General features: G+C 73.6%; 14 protein-coding genes. 13 read left to right on the forward strand and 1 reads right to left on the reverse strand.

The window, feature by feature from the left end; genetic code table 11:
- Window positions 1–10: 10 nt before the first annotated feature.
- The 12 genes from SVTN_RS13165 (at window position 11) to SVTN_RS13220 (ending at window position 16,669) form a co-directional block, all read left to right on the forward strand.
- Window positions 11–1,354, forward strand: a complete 1,344-nt coding sequence (locus tag SVTN_RS13165; protein WP_041129265.1) for an ABC transporter substrate-binding protein — start codon at window positions 11–13, stop codon at window positions 1,352–1,354.
- Between the two features lie 16 nt (window positions 1,355–1,370).
- Window positions 1,371–2,369, forward strand: a complete 999-nt coding sequence (locus tag SVTN_RS13170) for a carbohydrate ABC transporter permease (protein ID WP_041129266.1) — start codon at window positions 1,371–1,373, stop codon at window positions 2,367–2,369.
- Window positions 2,370–2,372: 3 nt separating this feature from the next.
- Window positions 2,373–3,257, forward strand: a complete 885-nt coding sequence (locus tag SVTN_RS13175; protein WP_041129267.1) for a carbohydrate ABC transporter permease — start codon at window positions 2,373–2,375, stop codon at window positions 3,255–3,257.
- 7 nt (window positions 3,258–3,264) lie between these two features.
- Complete coding sequence (locus SVTN_RS13180; RefSeq protein WP_041129268.1) at window positions 3,265–4,530, forward strand: 6-phospho-beta-glucosidase; 1,266 nt, start codon at window positions 3,265–3,267, stop codon at window positions 4,528–4,530.
- Window positions 4,531–4,562: 32 nt separating this feature from the next.
- Window positions 4,563–5,540 carry an N-acetylglucosamine kinase gene (locus SVTN_RS13185; protein WP_245727529.1) on the forward strand — a complete coding sequence of 326 codons (978 nt, stop codon included), beginning with the start codon at window positions 4,563–4,565 and terminating at the stop codon, window positions 5,538–5,540.
- Window positions 5,541–5,838: 298 nt separating this feature from the next.
- Window positions 5,839–7,266 carry a hypothetical protein gene (locus SVTN_RS13190; protein WP_041129270.1) on the forward strand — a complete coding sequence of 476 codons (1,428 nt, stop codon included), beginning with the start codon at window positions 5,839–5,841 and terminating at the stop codon, window positions 7,264–7,266.
- A gap of 149 nt (window positions 7,267–7,415) precedes the next feature.
- Window positions 7,416–8,375 (forward strand): glutamate ABC transporter substrate-binding protein, encoded by a 960-nt coding sequence (locus SVTN_RS13195; protein ID WP_245727895.1) that lies wholly within the window; start codon window positions 7,416–7,418, stop codon window positions 8,373–8,375.
- Between the two features lie 58 nt (window positions 8,376–8,433).
- On the forward strand, window positions 8,434–9,729 hold the full coding sequence (locus SVTN_RS13200) for a coiled-coil domain-containing protein (RefSeq protein WP_041129271.1): 1,296 nt from the start codon (window positions 8,434–8,436) through the stop codon (window positions 9,727–9,729).
- A gap of 59 nt (window positions 9,730–9,788) precedes the next feature.
- Complete coding sequence (locus SVTN_RS13205; RefSeq protein WP_052499093.1) at window positions 9,789–12,380, forward strand: serine/threonine-protein kinase; 2,592 nt, start codon at window positions 9,789–9,791, stop codon at window positions 12,378–12,380.
- A gap of 2 nt (window positions 12,381–12,382) precedes the next feature.
- The gene (locus tag SVTN_RS13210; RefSeq protein ID WP_174518257.1) at window positions 12,383–13,750 is read left to right on the forward strand and encodes a PP2C family protein-serine/threonine phosphatase; all 1,368 of its coding nucleotides are present in this window, start codon (window positions 12,383–12,385) and stop codon (window positions 13,748–13,750) included.
- 64 nt (window positions 13,751–13,814) lie between these two features.
- Window positions 13,815–15,134 (forward strand): vWA domain-containing protein, encoded by a 1,320-nt coding sequence (locus tag SVTN_RS13215; RefSeq protein WP_041129273.1) that lies wholly within the window; start codon window positions 13,815–13,817, stop codon window positions 15,132–15,134.
- Between the two features lie 41 nt (window positions 15,135–15,175).
- Window positions 15,176–16,669, forward strand: a complete 1,494-nt coding sequence (locus tag SVTN_RS13220; protein ID WP_041129274.1) for an FHA domain-containing protein — start codon at window positions 15,176–15,178, stop codon at window positions 16,667–16,669.
- A gap of 3 nt (window positions 16,670–16,672) precedes the next feature.
- Here the strand turns inward: SVTN_RS13220 and SVTN_RS13225 are convergent, their stop codons facing one another.
- Window positions 16,673–17,644 (reverse strand): methyltransferase domain-containing protein, encoded by a 972-nt coding sequence (locus SVTN_RS13225; protein WP_041129275.1) that lies wholly within the window; start codon window positions 17,642–17,644, stop codon window positions 16,673–16,675.
- 97 nt (window positions 17,645–17,741) lie between these two features.
- Here SVTN_RS13225 and SVTN_RS13230 point away from each other — a divergent pair, with 97 nt between their 5' ends.
- Window positions 17,742–18,146, forward strand: a complete 405-nt coding sequence (locus SVTN_RS13230; protein WP_041129276.1) for a globin — start codon at window positions 17,742–17,744, stop codon at window positions 18,144–18,146.
- Window positions 18,147–18,289 lie beyond the last annotated feature (143 nt).

The raw sequence follows: 18,289 nt of genomic DNA on the forward strand, positions 1-18,289 counted from the left end.
AGACCCCGTCATGCCCGTACGTCCGCGCAGAGCCGCCGCCGCGCTCGCCGCCACCGCCTCGATCGCCCTCTTCGCCTCCGCCTGTACCGGCTCCGCGAACAACGCGGCCGCCGACGACCCGAACGCGCAGACGACGATCACCTTCTGGCACGGCTGGAACGCGCCCGCCGAGGTCAAGGCGATCGAGGACAACGTCGCCCGCTTCGAGAAGGCCCACCCGAACATCAAGGTGAAGGTCGTCGGCGACATCAACGACGAGAAGCTCGGCCAGGCGCTGCGCGCGGGCGGCTCGAACGGGCCGGACGTCGTCTCCTCGTTCACCACCTCCAACGTCGGCAAGTTCTGCTCCTCGGGCGCGCTCGCCGACCTCAAGCCCTTCATAGAGAAGTCGAAGCTCGACCTGGACAAGACCTTCCCGAAGGTCCTCCAGGAGTACACCCAGTTCGAGGGCAGGCGCTGCTCCCTGCCGCTGCTCTCCGACGCGTACGGGCTCTACTACAACAAGGACGCCTTCCGGAAGGCCGGGCTCGACCCCGAGGCCCCGCCGAAGACCTGGTCCCAGTTCACCCAGGTCGCCAAGAAGCTGACGAAGGCGAAGGGCGACTCGTACGAGCAGCTCGGCTTCATGCCGAACTACCTCGGCTACGAGACGGTCGTCGAGCACTACATGTCGCAGTGGGACCACACGTACTTCACCGAGGACGGCAAGTCGAACGTCGCCAAGGACCCGGCCTTCGCCGAGATGATGACGTACCAGAAGTCCCTGGTGGACTCGCTCGGCGGGTTCGAGAAGCTCGACAAGTACCGCACCGCCTTCGGTGACGAGTGGGGCGCCAAGCACCCCTTCCAGACCGGCCAGGTCGCCATGCAGCTGGACGGCGAGTGGCGGCTGAACTTCATCAAGAACGCCGGCGTGAAGTTCGACGTCGGCGTGGCGCCGCTGCCGGTCGCGGACGACGAGATCGCCGAGTACGGCAAGGGCTACCTCTCCGGCACGATCATGGGCATCGCGCCGCAGAGCAAGAAGCAGAACGCGGCCTGGGAGCTGGTCAAGTACATGACCACGGACACCGATGCCGTGGTGAGCTTCGCGAACGCCATCGGGAACGTGCCCTCCACCTTCGAGGCACTCAAGTCCCCGAACCTGAAGTTCGACGACCGTTTCAAGGTCTTCCTGGACATCGCCAAGCACCCGGAGTCCACCACCATGGACAACGCGGTCAACGGCCCCGCCTACCAGGAGACCCTCTCCAGCCTCGCCCACAAGTACGAGAGCGGCCAGGTCACGGACCTCAAGAAGGGCCTCGCGGACGCCGCGGCCCAGATCGACCGCGACATCGCCGCGGCGAAGTGACGGCCGGTACCCCCTCATGAGCACGGACACCCTGCCCGCGAAGGCGGCGGCCGCCCCGGCCGCCGCCTCCCCGGAGGCGCGCAACACCCTGCGGTCGAAGCGCCGGCGCAACGCGCTGCGCACCGCGCTGTTCATGTCGCCCTGGCTGATCGGATTCGGCTTCTTCTTCGCCTATCCGCTGGTCTCCACCCTGTACTTCTCGTTCATGCGGTACGACGGCCTCAACCCGCCGACCTGGCGGGGCCTGGAGAACTGGACGTACGTCTTCTCCGACCTGCCGAAGTTCTGGCCGGCGATGCAGAACACCCTGTGGCTGGCGGTCGTCATGGTGACCTGCCGGGTCGTCTTCGGCCTCGGCGTCGGCATGCTGATCACCAAGATCAAGACGGGTGCCGGGATCTTCCGCACCCTCTTCTACCTGCCCTACCTGGCCCCGCCGGTGGCCGCCACGCTCGCCTTCGTCTTCCTGCTCAACCCCGGCACCGGGCCGGTCAACTCGTTCCTCGAGGCGGTCGGCATCCCCGCCCCCTCCTGGTTCAACGACGCGGACTGGGCCAAGCCGGCCCTCACCGTCCTCGCCGTGTGGGGCATCGGCGACCTCATGGTCATCTTCATGGCCGCCCTGCTCGACGTGCCGAAGGAGCAGTACGAGGCCGCCGAACTCGACGGCGCGTCCCCGTGGCAGCGGTTCCGCTACGTCACGCTGCCGAACATCTCGCCGATCGTGCTCTTCGCGGTCGTGACCGGGATCATCGGCGCGATGCAGTACTACACGCAGCCGATCGTGGCCTCCAAGGTCGCCTCGGGCGTGATGGGCGGCTCCGGCGCCCCCTTCCAGCCCGGCTATCCGGACGACTCCACGCTGACCCTGCCGCAGCTCATCTACAGCCTCGGCTTCAGCCAGTTCAACTACGGCGCGGCCTGCGTGGTGGCGCTGGTGCTCTTCGCACTCTCCATGGCCTTCACCGCCCTGCTGATGCGCAGGCGCGGCGGCCTGATCGGCTCGGGTGACTGAACCATGACGACCGCAACCGCTCCCGTCCGGACCGTGGCGAGCCCGGCCCTGAAGCAGGCCCGCCGCAAGGCGCTGCTGCACTGGATCGCCGTGCACGCGCTCGGCATCGCCGCCGCCCTGTTCTTCGTGCTGCCGTTCGTCTTCGTCCTCCTGACGTCCCTGATGAGCGACCAGCAGGCGCTCACCCGGGACCTGACGCCGAACTCCTGGCACTGGGACAACTACGTCCGGGTCTTCCGGACGGAGGGCTTCCTGACCTGGTGGAAGAACTCCCTGCTGTACGCGGGGCTCGGCACCGCCCTCGTCGTGGTGTCCTCGATCCCCGTGGCGTACGCGCTCGCGAAGTTCCGCTTCCGCGGCCGGCAGCTGTCGCTGCTGCTCGTCATCTCGATGATGATGCTGCCGCCGCAGGTCGTGATCATCCCCATGTACCTGTTCTGGGCGAAGCAGATGGACCTCTCCGGCACCCTGTGGCCGCTGATCATCCCGATGGCGTTCGGCGACGCCTTCGCCATCTTCCTGCTGCGCCAGTTCCTGCTGACCATCCCGAACGAGTACGTCGAGGCCGCGCGGATCGACGGGTGCGGCGAACTCCGCACCCTGATCCGGGTCGTGCTCCCGATGGCGAAGCCCGGCATCGCCGCGGTGGCCCTGTTCCAGTTCTTCTACTGCTGGAACGACTACTTCGGGCCGCAGATCTACGCCTCCGAGAACGCGGCCGCCTGGACGCTCAGTTACGGCCTGGAGTCCTTCAAGGGCGCGCACCACACCGACTGGAATCTGACCATGGCCGCGACCGTCCTGGTCATGGCCCCCGTGATCCTCGTGTTCTTCTTCGCGCAGAAGGCGTTCGTCGAGGGAGTCACACTGACCGGAGTGAAGGGCTGAGTCACCAATGAAGCTCGCTGTCGTGGGGGGCGGGTCCACCTACACCCCCGAACTGATCGACGGATTCGCGCGGCTGCGCGACACCCTGCCCATCACCGAACTCGTCCTCGTCGACCCGGCCGCCGAGCGCCTCGACCTCGTCGGCGGACTGGCCCGGCGGATCTTCGCCAAGCAGGACCACGACGGGAAGATCGTCACCACCGGCGACCTCGACGCCGGGGTCGAGGGCGCCGACGCCGTCCTGCTCCAGCTGCGGGTCGGCGGGCAGGCCGCCCGCGAACAGGACGAGACCTGGCCGCTGGAATGCGGCTGCATCGGCCAGGAGACGACGGGCGCCGGCGGCCTCGCGAAGGCGCTGCGCACGGTCCCGGTGGTGCTCGACATCGCCGAGCGCGTCCGCCGCACCAACCCCGACGCCTGGATCATCGACTTCACCAACCCCGTCGGCATCGTCACGCGCGCGCTGCTCCGGGCCGGGCACAAGGCCGTCGGCCTGTGCAACGTCGCCATCGGCTTCCAGCGGAAGTTCGCGAAGCTCCTCGACGTCGCCCCCTCCGAGGTCCACCTCGACCACGTCGGGCTCAACCACCTGACCTGGGAGCGGGCGGTACGGATCGGGGGCCCCGAGGGCGAGGACGTGCTGCCCCGGCTGCTCGCCGAACACGGCGACGCGATCGCCGGCGACCTGCGGCTGCCGCGCCCTGTCCTGGACCGGCTCGGCGTCGTCCCCTCGTACTACCTGCGGTACTTCTACGCGCACGACGAGGTGGTGCGCGAGCTCGGCACGAAGCCCTCGCGGGCCGCCGAGGTCGCGGCGATGGAGCGGGAGCTCCTGGAGATGTACGGGGACCCGGCGCTCGACGAGAAGCCGGAGCTGCTCGCCAAGCGCGGCGGCGCCTTCTACTCGGAGGCGGCCGTGGACCTGGCGGCCTCTCTCCTGGGCGGCGGAGGGTCGCCGTACCAGGTGGTGAACACGTACAACAACGGCACGCTGCCGTTCCTGCCGGACGACGCCGTCATCGAGACGCAGGCGGCGGTCGGCGCGCACGGCGCCACGCCGCTGCCGGTCGCGCCGGTGGACCCGCTGTACGCCGGTCTGATCGCGAACGTCACGGCCTACGAGGACCTGGCCCTGGAGGCGGCGCTGCACGGCGGCCGCGACCGGGTGTTCAAGGCGCTGCTCGCGCACCCGCTGGTCGGGCAGTACGCGTACGCCGACGGGCTCACCGACCGGCTGATCGCGCACAACCGGGAGCACCTCGCGTGGGTGTGAACGGGGGGTTGGACGGGGGTTTGACCGGGGGTTTGAACGAGGTGCTCCTCGCGATCGACGCCGGGAACAGCAAGACCGACGTCGCGGTGCTCTCGCAGGGCGGGAACGTCCTGGGGTCGGCGCGCGGCGGCGGGTTCCAGCCGCCGGTGGTGGGGGTGGCGGCGGCGGTCGACGGGCTCACGGAGATCGTCGGGCGGGCGTGGGAGGAGGCCGGCGGTGCCGGGCTTCCCCCGACGTTCGCGCATGTCGCGGCCTGTCTGGCCAATGCCGACCTGCCGGTCGAGGAGGAGGCGCTCCGGGCCGAGCTGCTCGGCCGGGGCTTCAGCTCGTCCGTAGGGGTGCACAACGACACCTTCGCCATCCTGCGGGCCGGGGTCGACGAACCGCGGGGCGTGGCCGTGGTGTGCGGGGCGGGGATCAACTGCGTCGGGATGACCCCGGACGGGCGGACCGCGCGCTTCCCGGCGATCGGGAAGATCTCCGGGGACTGGGGCGGGGGCGGCGGACTCGCCGACGAGGCGCTGTGGTTCGCGGCGCGCGCCGAGGACGGGCGGGGCCTGCCCACCGCCCTCGCCGACGCGCTGCCCGCGCACTTCGGCCTGGAGTCGATGTACGCGCTGATCGAGGCGCTGCACCTGGGCCGGATCACCATGGCGCAGCGGCACGAGCTGACGCCGGTGCTGTTCCGCGTCGCGGCCGCGGGCGATCCGGTGGCGGAGTCGCTCGTGCACCGGCTCGCCGACGAGGTCGTCGCCATGGCGTACGTCGCGCTCCGCCGGCTCGGGCTCCACCGCGAGGAGGCGCCGGTGCTGCTCGGCGGCAGCGTGCTCGCCGCCCGGCACCCGCAGTTGGAGGAGCGGATCCGCGCACTCCTGGCGGAGCGGGCGCCGAAGGCCGTGATCGGCTTCGTGACCGCGCCGCCGGTCCTCGGTGCGGGGCTGCTCGCCCTGGACGCGGTGGCGGCGGGGCCGGAGGCGAAGGCCCGGCTGCGGGAGCGGTACGAGGGCTGAGTGCGGTGGATGCGGGGCGTCTCGTCGTGGGTGACGGGACGCCCCGCACGCATGTTCACCTGTTCGAGCGACGTCCGATACGGAACCGATTCCGGCCGATCGACGTATTCCAGAGTGAGGGGTTCGCCTGCTGACGCGTGGGAGGCATGGGGCACGATAGGCACAAGATCCAGTCAATCCCGGTGTGCGGACGGCCCCCTGAGGCCATACTGCTGGCCGGGTGGCCCGCCACCGGAACCGGTTCCTCACCGGCATCCCGGCCGGACGGGCCGACGTCAGCGACCGAGGGGGAGGTCAAGTGACATACCCGCCGAACGCGCCCGCCGCCTCGGCGGCGCAGGGCACGGCGACGGCGCCCGCGCGCCCGGGTGGCGTGCCCGCGCAGCCGTCGCCCGCGCCCGCCGCCACCCCGCCCGCGGGGCGCGGCGCCTGGGCCGTGGGGCGGGAGCGGCTGCGGGAGGCCGCGACCACCGAGCCCGGCCGGCTCCAGATCCTCGGGGCCGTGCTGGCGCTGCTCGTCGTCGCGTTCGGGGCCGTCACCGCCCTGGAGGTCACCGACCGGGCCTCCGCCGCCGACGACGTCGTCAGCCGCAGCCAGCCCCTGAGCGCCGACGCGGCCGCCATCTACCGGTCCCTCGCCGACGCCGACACCACCGCCGCCGCCGGGTTCCTGGCGGGCACCCTGGAGCCCGCGGAGTCCCGCGCACGGTACGCCCGGGACATCACCACCGCCTCCCTGCTCCTCGTCAAGGCCGCGGCGAACACGGACGGTTCGTCCGTGTCGGCCCGCGAGATCGCCACCCTCAACGAACAGCTCCCCCGCTACACGGGCCTGATCGAGCGCGCCCGGGCCGCCAACCGGCAGGGCCTGCCGCTCGGCGGCGCCTATCTGCGGTACGCCAACGCGCAGATGTCCAGCTCGCTGCTGCCGGCCGCCGAGCGGCTGTACGCGGCGGAGACGGAGCGGCTGCACGGGGACGACGACTCGGCCCGCGCCTGGCCGTACCTGTCGCTCGCGCTCGGTCTGCTCGCCCTCGGCGTCCTCGTCTGGGCCCAGCGCCGCAACTACGTCCGGACCAACCGGGTCTTCAACCACGGGCTGCTCGCCGCCACCGCCGCCGCCGTGACCGTCCTGCTCTGGCTGCTCGCCGCGCACACCGTGACGCGCACCGACCTCAACAGCGCGCGGGCGCACGGGCAGGAGTCTCTCCAGGTCCTCAACACGGCCCGGATCAGCTCGCTCACCGCCCGCGCCAACGAGAACCTGACCCTGGTCGCCCGGGGCGCCGTCCTCACCGAGGACGGCAAGAACGACAAGTACGAGGCGGACTACACGGCGAGCATGAGCGCCCTGACGACCGCGCTCGCCGAGGCGCGGGAGCTCGCCGACGACGACACCGGACGCGACCCAGTCGCCGACTCGGCCGCGCGCGCGGCCGAGTGGCGGGAGCGCCACAAGGACGCCCGCGCCAAGGACGAGGCCGGCGACTACGAGGGCGCCCTCGACCGGGTCGTCGGCGCCAAGGGGTCGACGGGCCAGTCCTTCGACCAGGTCGACGCGGCCCTGGAGCGGGCCCTCGCGCACGAGCAGACCGAGTTCACCCGCTCCGCCGGGAACGCCAGGGACGCGCTGACCGCGCTCCCCCTCGGCGCGGCGGCCCTCGGGATCCTGGGTGCGGCGGGCGCCGTGCTCGGCATCAACCGCAGACTGTCGGAGTACCGGTGAGAGGGGGCGGGATGCCGAACGGGACGGACCCGCTGGCGCGGCGGGCGGCGAGCGGCGCGGACCGGCCCGTGCTCCGGGCGACGAGCGGCGCGGGCCGGGCCGTGCTCCGGGCTGCGAAGCGGCTGCGGGGCTGGGGCGGGGTGGCCTCCATGGCCGTGGCCTGCGGGCTCACCGCCTCGCTCACGCTGCTGCCCCTCGCCCACGACGGGAGCGGCGCGGCAGCCGCGCCCCGGACGACCGGCCCCGGCGTGGGCACCGGCGTCCAGATCAAGGCCGACACCTGCGAGCACCCCGAGGCCTCCCTCACGCCCTCCTCGGCGGACGGCCCGTCGATCCGGGCGATCAAGGAGCGCGGGAAGCTGATCGTCGGCGTCGACCAGTCCAGCTACCGCTGGGGCTACCGGAACCCGGAGAAGGGCGTCCTGGAGGGCTTCGACATCGACCTGGCCCGGGCCGTCGCCGCCGACATCCTCGGCGACCCGGACGCGATCATCTTCCGGACCATCCCGACCAACCAGCGGATCGCCGCCCTGGACAGCGGCAAGGTCGACCTCGTCGTGCGCACCATGACGATCAACTGCAAGCGGATCGAGCAGGTCGCCTTCTCCACCGCCTACTTCCAGGCCGGACAGCAGGTCCTGGCCCCCAAGCTCGCCACGGGGATCACCGGTTACGACTCCTCGCTGCGCGGCAAGCGGGTCTGCACCGCCGAGGGCTCCACGGCCTACGACGCGCTGGCGGAGAACTCCTTCGGCGCGGTCTTCAAGGACGAGGGCGACGGCACCAAGGACGATCCGGACCTGCTGACCGTCCCCAACCAGCTGGACTGCCTGGCCCGGCTCCAGATGGGCGAGGTCGACGCCGTCGTCACCGACAACGCCCTCGCGGCCGGCCAGGCCGCGCAGGACCCGGCGGTCGAGCTCAAGGGGAAGCCGTTCACGAAGGAGTACTACGGGGTGGCGGCCAAGCTGGGCAACGACGACCTGGTGCGCCGGGTCAACCAGGTTCTGGTGGGCTACCGGCAGGGCCCCTGGCAGAAGGCGTACGAGAAGTGGCTGGAGAAGGACCTGCCCGGGATAACGGGGCCGCCCGCCCCGCTGTACAAGTAGCCCGGCACGCGTCCCCGAAGGAGTGACAACCCTGTACACGAAGCGGAAGAGGTGACCGATGGGCGTCACGGGACCCCCCGGGCCGGTGATGGACCGGGACGAGGTGGACCGTGCGCTGGCGCGGCTCGGCGCCGAGCACAAGGCGGTCGAGGACTCGCTCCTCGCCCTCCAGGACCACGCGGGCCGCAGGCTGCTCGAAGGGGCCGAGCTGACCGGCACGACCCGGGACCGCTGGGCGGCCGCCGAGCGGACCATCACCCTGCTCTGGACCTGCTTCGACGTGTACACCGGCGCCCTGCGGGAGGCCCGTGAGCTGCGCGCGCGGCGCCGCTGGCCCGGCCGGGAGGAGCTCGTGGAGCTGACCGACCGGCTGCGCGGCGACACCGTGCTCGTGCCGGGCGGGGCCGCCGAGGGCGCCCTGCTCACCGAGCGGTTCAGCCTGGAGGGCCTGGTCCGGCGGATGAACGAGCTGTACGCCTCCTCGCTCGACCTGGTCGTCACCGCCGACGCCGTCTGGTCGGCGCTGCCCGCCCGGATAGACCTGCTCGCCGCCGAGCTGGGCCGGACGCGTTCGCTCGCGCACTCGGTCGGCGTGCGGCCCGGGGAGCATCCGGCGGGGGACGACCTGGAGGCGATCACGGCCGAGCTGACCGCGCTGCGGTCCCAGGTCGTGACCGACCCGTTGGCGTTCTGGCGCCCGGCGGCGGGGAGTTCGGCGCCCGGCGGGGGCCGCCCCGACACCGAGCGGTACGACCGGGCCGCCCTGGCCCTGGAGGACGTGCGGCGCGAGATCGAGGCGGTCCTCGCGGTCCGGCAGGACTCCGAGGACCGGCTGCTGCGGCTGCGGGACGTGCTCTCGCGGGCGGACCGGACGCTCGCCGAGGCGCGGTCGGCGCGCGGCGAGGTCCTCGCGAAGATCGCCGCCTCCGAGGTGCCGGCCGTCAGCGGCCCGCCGATCGTGCTGCAGGAGCGGCTCGCGGCCGCCGCCGAGTACCGCAGGCGCGCCCAGTGGCACCGGCTCTCCCCGCTCCTGGAGTCCCTGGAGCGGGAGGCGGAGGACGAACTGCTGCGGGCCCGCGAGTCGTTGACGGCGGTCACCGCGCCGCTCGCGGTCCGGGCCGAGCTGCGCGGCCGGCTCGACGCGTACAAGGCGAAGGTGGCGCGGCTCGGCGCGGCGGAGGACCCGCTGCTCGTCGAGCGGTACGACGCGGCGCGCCGGATGCTGTGGAGCGCGCCCTGCGATCTGCGGGTCGCGGAACAGGCGGTGCTGCGCTACCAGCAGGCGGTGGCGGACGTGCTGTCCGGACCGCGGGACACGAGGGACGCGGGAGACGCGGGAGGACGGCAGTGGTGAGCGGGGAGACGGGCGTGGGGAGCTGCCAGCGTCCTTCGTGCGAGGGTGCGTACGAGGACATGGGAGGCGGCGAGCTGTACTGCGACACCTGCGGGCTCGCGCCGGTCGTCGCGCCCGGAGGCATGATCGGGTCGACGCCGACCGGGATGGCCGTGCCGGGGAAGGGGACGGGCGTCGGGGGGTCGGACTCGAGCTCCTCGCGGAGCAGCTCCCGCGCCTCCTCGCGCGCCTCGTCCCGGTCCTCGACCTCGCGCCGGTCGGTCTCCGGGCGGCTCTCGCGCTCGCTCTCCGGTGGCTCGACGGGCCGTTCGGTGTCGGTGCGCAGTTCGGGCTCGTCGACCGGGCAGTCCGCCCGGAACCGGCTGGGCGCGGGTCTGGTGACGATCCCCGAGGTGCCGCGCCCCGACCCGCGGGCCGCGGTGATGGAGAACGCCGAGGTTCCCGAGCGGAAGCGTTTCTGCTCCCGTTCGGACTGCGGGGCTCCGGTGGGCCGCTCGCGGGGCGACCGGCCGGGCCGTGCGGAGGGCTTCTGCACCTCGTGCGGGCACCCGTACTCCTTCGTGCCGAAGCTGCGGGCCGGGGACATCGTCCACGGCCAGTACGAGGTCGCGGGCTGCCTCGCGCACGGCGGGCTCGGCTGGGTCTACCTCGCGGTCGACCGGGCCGTCTCCGACCGGTGGGTGGTCCTCAAGGGCCTGCTCGACACCGGCGACCAGGACGCGATGGCCGCGGCGATCTCCGAACGCCGCTTCCTCGCCGAGATCGAGCACTCCAACATCGTCCGCATCTACAACTTCGTCGAGCACCTCGACCCGCGCACCGGCTCCCTGGACGGCTACATCGTCATGGAGTACGTCGGCGGCAAGTCGCTCAAGGAGATCGCCAACGACCGGCGGACCCCCGACGGCCGGCGCGACCCGCTGCCGGTGGAGCAGGCCTGCGCGTACGGCATCGAGGCCCTGGAGGCGCTCGGGCACCTGCACAGCAGGAACCTGCTGTACTGCGACTTCAAGGTCGACAACGCCATACAGACCGAGGACCAGCTGAAGCTCATCGACATGGGCGCGGTCCGGCGGATGGACGACGACGAGTCCGCGATCTACGGCACGGTCGGCTACCAGGCGCCGGAGGTGGCCGAGGTCGGCCCGTCGGTGGCCAGCGACCTGTACACGGTGGCGCGCACGCTCGCCGTGATGACCTTCGACTTCCAGGGCTACACGAACGTCTTCGTGGACTCGTTGCCCGACCCGGAGCACATCGAGGTCTTCCGGACGTACGAGTCGTACTACCGCTTCCTCGTCCGCGCCACCGACCCGGACCCGGCCCGCCGGTTCGCCTCCGCGCAGGAGATGGCGGAGCAGCTGACGGGCGTGCTGCGCGAGGTCGTGGCGCTCCAGTCGGGACGGCCGCGGCCGGCGCTCTCGACGCTGTTCGGCACGGAGGTGCGGGTCACGGACACCGCGCTGTTCGCCGAACTGACGGAGGACGTGTCGCTGTTGGGGGCGCGCGGGGGCCGCAAGCGGCGCGGGGCGGCGGCCGGTCAGGCGCTGCCCGGCTCCGTTCCGGGGCAGGCGCGGACCGCCGGGGCGGGGGCGGCGCCGGGCGCCGTCTCCGGTGCGGTGCCGGTCGCCGTTCCCGGTGCGGCGACCGCCGCCGGGGCGCCCGCCGGCATGGCCACGATTCCCGGCGCCGGGCTCGGCCCCGGCGTCGGGCTCGGCGCGTCGCTCGCGCCGCTCGACGCGCCCGCCACCGCGCTCGCGCTGCCCGTGCCGCGCGTCGACGCGAACGACCCCAACGCCGGTTTCCTCGCCGGTCTCGCGGCCGCCGCGCCTGCCGAGCTCCTCGGGGCGCTCCAGGGCGCGCCCGCGCCCTCCGCCGAGCTGCGGCTGCGCACCCTGCGGGCCCAGCTGGAGCTGGGCGATCTGCCCGCCGCCGCGCGGACCCTCGCCGGTCTGGAGGAGCGGGACCCGGACGACTGGCGGGTCGTCTGGTACCGGGGCGTCGCCTCCCTGGTGACCGGGGACCACGAGCACGCGGCCCTGGCCTTCGACGCGGTGTACGACGCCTTCCCCGGCGAACCGGCGCCGAAGCTGGCCCTCGGGATCTGCGCCGAGGTCCTCGGCCAGCTGGACAACGCCGCCGAGTACTACCGCCTGGTGTGGGCGACCGACCCGAGCTTCGTCAGCGCGGCCTTCGGGCTCGCCCGGGTGCGGCTCGCGGCGGGCGACCGCACCGGAGCCGTACAGGCCCTGGAGTCCGTACCGGAGGCGTCGATCCACTACACGGCGGCGCGGGTCGCGGCCGTACGGGCGCGGCTGCGGCGGCGCCCGGCACACGAGCCGCTCGGCGCCGACCTGACGGCGGCCGCGGCGCAGGTCTCCGCGCTCCAGGGCTTCGGTCTGGACGCGGTGCGCCGGGAGCGGCTTTCGACGGAGGTCCTCGGGACGGCCCTCGACTGGGTACTCTCCGGGAGTCCCGGTGCGGCACCGGGCGGCGGCGCGCTGCTGCTCGGAAGTGAACTGGACGAGCGCGGACTGCGCTTCGGCCTCGAACGCTCGTACCGGGTACTGGCCCGGCTCGCCCAGCGGGGCGAGGAGAGGATCGAACTGGTGGAGCGGGCCAACCGCTTCCGCCCCAGGACGTGGGTGTGAGGATGTCCCAGAAGCCGAAGCCGTCGCACGGACTCGCCGCCTGCCCGGGCTGCGCGGAGCCGCTGGAGTCGGGTGACCGGTTCTGCGGGGCGTGCGGCTACGACCTGTCGGCCGCGCCGGCCGCCGAGGCCGGGCCCGACCGCCCGACCGTGGCGATCGGCACCCCCGTGACCTGGCCGGACGCCCCGCCCCGCGACCCCGGTTCGCTCTCGACGATGACCCAGCACCCGGGCGACCTCCCGGGCACCGACTCGGGCGGCCGCGACCTCCCGACGATGGAGGTCCGCACGGACGGGCCGCGGTCCCCCGCGCCCGTCACCGCCGCGCCCGGCGGAACGGCGACGCCCGGCGCAGCGCCCACGCCCGACGGCGACTTCGAGCTGGCCGCGCCCGATCCCCGTACCGCCGTACGAGTGGACCCGGCCCCCGCCGCCGCCGCGCCCGCCGCCTCGATGTGCGTGGCCTGCCGGGCCGGGCGGGTGGACACCGACGGGTACTGCGAGAACTGCGGGCACGCGCAGCCGCGCGAGCGGGACCACATGGAGCGGGAGATCGCCGGCGTGGCCGCCGTCAGCGACCGCGGGCTGCGCCATCACCGCAACGAGGACGCGTTCGCCGTCTCGTCGACCACCCTGCCCGACGGCTCCCCCGCCACCCTCGCGATCGTCTGCGACGGCGTCTCCTCGGCGACCCGTCCCGACGAGGCCTCCGCCGCCGCCGCGGAGGCGGCCGGCGCCTCGCTGCTCGCCGCGCTGCCCCGGGGAACGCACCCGCAGCAGGCGATGCACGAGGCGATCGTGGCCGCCGCCGAGGCCGTCAACTCCCTCGCGGAGGAGCCCGGTCAGGACGGCTCGGAGCACGACCCGCACCGCCACCGCAACGCCCCGGCCTGCACCATCGTCGGCTCCGTCGTCGCCGCGGGCCTGCTCGTCGTGGGCTGGGTCGGCGACAGCCGCGCCTACTGGGTGCCGGACGACCGCAGCACCCCGCCCGCCCGGCTCACCGAGGACGACTCGTGGGCCGCGCAGATGGTCGCGGCGGGCCTGATGAGCGAGGCCGAGGCGTACGCGGACGAGCGCGCCCACGCGATCACCGGCTGGCTCGGCGCCGACTCGTACGAACTGGACCCGCACACGGCCGCGTTCAAGCCGGATCGTTCCGGCGTGGTGGTGGTCTGCACGGACGGCCTGTGGAACTACGCGGAGGCCGCGGAGGACATGGCCCGGGTCGTCCCGGCGGACGCCACGGACCGCCCGCTGGGCGCCGCGCAGGTCCTCGTCGGCCACGCCCTGGACGGCGGAGGCCACGACAACATCACGGTCGCGCTCGTCCCGTTCACCGTCACTCCTCAAGGGGCAGGATCCGCCTGAGAGCGGTCGCCGATCCCCGTCCCCTTCACCGTTGTTGCGTCTGTCGCGTAGGAGCCGAAAACAGATGGCGAACTTCTCCAAGCCGACCGTGCCCCAGTTCTCGGTGGACGTCTACCAGAACGAGTTCCTGCCGGAGGGCGGCCGGGACGTCAGCGCGATCGTCACGGTCACCTCGACCGGGGGCGGCACCACCGGCGGGTTCGCCGGCGGTGGAGCGGCCGGTGTCGTGATCATGGTCGACTGCTCCGGCTCGATGGACTACCCCGCCACCAAGATGCGCGGCGCGCGGGAGGCGACCGCCGCCGCCGTCGACACCCTGCGGGACGGCACGCACTTCGCCGTCGTCGCCGGGACGCACGTGGCGAAGGAGGTCTACCCGGCCGACGGCGGTCTCGCCGTCGCCGACGCCCGGACCCGCGCCGAGGCCAAGGAGGCGCTGCGCCGGCTCTCCGCGGGCGGCGGCACGGCGATCGGCACCTGGCTGCGCCTCGCGGACCGGCTGCTCTCCTCCACCGAGCTCACCATCCGGCACGGCATCCTGCTCACCGACGGCCGCAACGAGCACGAGTCCCCGGAGGAGCTGCGGGCCGCGCTCGACGCCTGCGCGGGCCGGTTCACCTGCGACGCGCGCGGGGTCGGCACGGACTGGGAGGTCAAGGAGGTCACCGGGATCGCCTCGGCGCTCCTCGGCACCGCCGACATCGTCGCCGATCCGGCCGGGCTCGCCGCCGACTTCACGGCGATGATGGAGCACGCGATGGGCAAGGGCGTGGCGGACGTCGCGCTGCGCCTGTGGACCCCGGTCGGGGTCGAGATCATGTTCGTGAAGCAGGTGGCGCCGGCGGTCGAGGACCTGACCGGGCGGCGTACGGAGGCCGGGCCGCGCGCCGGGGACTACCCGACGGGCTCGTGGGGCAGCGAGTCCCGCGACTACCACGTGAGCGTGCGGGTCCCGCAGGCGGCGGTCGGCCAGGAGATGCTCGCCGCCCGCGTCTCCCTGATCGCCCCGGACCCGATGGGCGGCGATCCGCGTCCGCTGTCTCAAGGACTGGTACGGGCGGTGTGGACGGACGACCTCGCGATGTCGACGTCGATCAACCCGCAGGTCGCGCACTACACGGGCCAGGCCGAGCTGGCGGACGTCATCCAGCAGGGTCTGGATGCCCGCAAATCGGGCGATCGTGACGGCGCGACGGCCAAACTGGGCCGTGCCGTGCAGCTCGCGGCGGCCTCCGGCAACGCGGATACCGCGAAACTGCTTTCGAAGGTGGTCGACGTCGTCGACGCGGCGACCGGTACTGTGCGTTTGAAGGCGAAGGTCGCGGAAGCGGACGAGATGACACTCGAGACCCGTTCCACCAAGACCGTTCGCGTCAAGAGGTAGCCCGGCCACCGGGCCGGACGACGAGAGGGGGAAGCACCGACATGCCGACCTGCCCGAACGGACACCAGTCGGTCTCCGACGACTGGTGCGAGGTCTGCGGCCATCGCATGGCCGGGGCGGGTGCGCCGACGGGTGCCGTACCGCCGCCTCCCCCGCCGCCGCCCCCCGCGTACGGATACCCCGGCCCGGCCGGCCCCGGCCAGGCCCCGCAGGGCGCCCCCGGCGGCCCCGGTGCTCCTCAGGGTGCCCCCGGCGCCTTCAACGGCCCTGGCGCACCCGGAGCCCCCGCGGCTCCCGGCGGCCCCGGCCCCTTCGGCGGTCCTGGCGGCCCCGGCGCCCCTGGTGCGCCCGGCGCCCCCACCGGCCCCGGTGCCTTCGGCGGTCCCGGAGGCCCCGGAGCCCCCGCCGGTCCCCGCCCCTTCGGCGGCCCCGGTGCGCCCGGTGCGCCCGCCGCCCCCGGCGGCTTCGGTCCCGGTGGCGACCCGAACGCGACGGCCCAGGCGGAGCTGTGCCCGCAGTGCCGGACGCCGCGCGAGCACATGGCGCCGTTCTGCGAGGAGTGCCGCTGGAACTTCCTCACGAACACGGCCACCTCGTACACGCCGCTGGCCCCGCACAACGCCCCGCCGAGCGCCCCGCCGCGGCAGCCCGGGCCGCCGCCCGGCCTCAACCTGCCGCCGGGCTTCCAGTCCCCGCCGCCCGCGCCTCCGCAGCAGCCCTCGCAGCAGCAGCCCCCGCAGCAGCCGGACCCGTTCGGCTACCAGGGTTCGCGGCCCTCGCAGGTGAACCGGCCGGCCGAGCCGCTGGGCGCCGAGCCCACGCACCACCAGGCCCCGCCGCAGCGCCCGTCGGCACCGCAGCCGCCGGCGCCTCCCGCGTACCCCCAGGCCCAGGCCCAGGCCCCGGCCCCGCCCGCGCCGCCGCAGCCGCGCGCGGACGACGACTGGGTCCTGTCGCCGCCCTCGCAGCACCAGCCCCCGCAGGCACCGCCGGCCCCGCCGCAGCACCAGGCCCCGCAGCCTCCGCAGCAGCACCAGGCCCCGCAGCCTCCGCCGCACCAGGGGCCCCCGCCGCACCAGGCGCCGCAGCCGCCGCAGCAGTTCCAGCCGCCGCAGCCGCCGCAGCAGCCGCTCACCTGGACCGCGGTCATCGGCCCCGACCGCGAGTACTTCATGGCGATGATGCAGCGCAGCGGCCCGGAGGCGACGGGCCTGAACCTGCCCGCGTACTCGCCGGACAAGCACCTGCCGCTCCAGGGCAACCAGGTGTCCATCGGCCGCCGCCGGCACTCCACCGGGGAGTCCCCCGACATCGACCTGTCGGTGCCGCCGGAGGACCCGGGCGTCTCGCACCAGCACGCCGTGCTCGTGCAGCAGCCGGACGGCTCGTGGGCGGTGGTGGACCAGAACTCCACCAACGGCACCACGGTCAACGGCGGCGAGGAGCCGATCCAGCCCTACGTCCCCGTCCAGCTCCAGGACGGCGACCGGGTGCACGTCGGCGCCTGGACCACGATCACGATCCGCTGCTCCTGACCGTCAGGCGGTCCCCGGCAGGGGCCAGGCGTACGGCCCTCCGGGGTCGTCCAGCCAGGCCCACTGCCGGTCCCCGCTGACCGTCACCCCGAAGCGCTCCCGCCCCGGCCGCCGCTCGCGCAGCCAGAGCGAGAGCGCTTCGCGTCTGTCGAGGGTCCCGCGGACCAGGCCCCACAGGAAGAGGAAGCGCTCGTGCCCGGACGGTCCCGGGTACGGGTTGTCGTGCTCCGGGGCCTGCGCGGCGACGCCCCGCAGCGCCACGAAGTACGCGGAGGTCGCGAGGAACCGTCCCTCCGCGTGCGCGGCGTCGCGCACCCGCAACAGGATCAGCCCGGTGGAGAGCGGCGCGAGGACGAGCGCGCCGGGCCGGCACTGGGCGAGCCAGGGGTAGGGGACGGAGGGCACCTCGCAGGTCGCCACGATCCGGTCGTACGGGGCGCGCTCGGGGCAGCCGCGGGCGCCGTCGGCGGCGAGCACCGCGGGCCGGTACCCGGCGGCGGCGAGATGGGTGCGGGCGGATTCGGCGATCTCCTCGTCCAGGTCGACGGTGGTGACGTGCTCCTCGCCGAGGCGGTGGCAGAGCAGCGCCGCGTGGTAGCCGCTCCCGGCGCCGATCTCCAGGACGTCGTCCCCGTCGCGTACGTCCAGGGCGTCGAGCATCAGCGCCATCAGGGACGGCTGGCTGGCGGAGGAGACCAGGTCGCCGTCCCGTACCCGGGTGGCGATCGCCGTGTCCGCGTACGCCCCGCGCAGCCAGCGGTCGCGCCGCTCCGGATCGGGGTCGCCGGACCAGAGCCGCTCGTAGCCGCCGGGGGCGGAGACGTAGTAGTACGGGACGAAGAGGTGGCGCGGCACCTCGGCGAAGGCGGCCCGCCAGGCGGGGTCGGTCAGCAGGCCCTCCGCCTCGATCTCCCGCACGAGCGCGCGCCGCTCCCGCGCGCCGGCCTCGGCGAACTCGTCCCGCACGGCACCCATGCCCCCACTCTCCCGCCCCACCGGGCCCCGGTCGACCGCCCGTACAGGTGGTCCTAAGCCTCCGGTCCTCGGCCGGGGCATCTGAGACGATGGAACGGTGAACGAGATTCCCGGGGAAACAGTGCAGGAGCAGACCTTCTACGAGCAGGTCGGCGGCGAGGAGACGTTCCGCCGCCTGGTCCACCGCTTCTACGAGGGCGTCGCGGCGGACCCGCTGCTGCGCCCGATGTACCCCGAGGAGGACCTCGGCCCGGCCGAGGAGCGCCTCGCCCTCTTCCTGATGCAGTACTGGGGCGGCCCCCGCACCTACAGCGACCACCGCGGCCACCCCCGCCTGCGCATGCGCCACGCCCCGTTCACCGTGGACCAGGCCGCCCACGACGCCTGGCTCCGCCACATGCGCGACGCCCTCGACTCGCTCGGCCTCGCCCCGGAGCACGAGAGCGAGCTGTGGCGCTATCTGACGTACGCGGCGGCGTCGATGGTGAACACGGCGGGCTAGCGGCCCACTCCACGGACTGAAACGTTCCGGACACGGAACGCCGAATAACGGTCACGATCCAATCAAGGTCCGTGTGAAAGCGGTTACCCGTGACGCGTGCCCTCTGAAAGCATCCGAGGAAACTTCAGCGGGTCCAGGGGGAC

It is taken from the genome of Streptomyces vietnamensis (assembly GCF_000830005.1).
Taxonomy (GTDB): domain Bacteria; phylum Actinomycetota; class Actinomycetes; order Streptomycetales; family Streptomycetaceae; genus Streptomyces; species Streptomyces vietnamensis.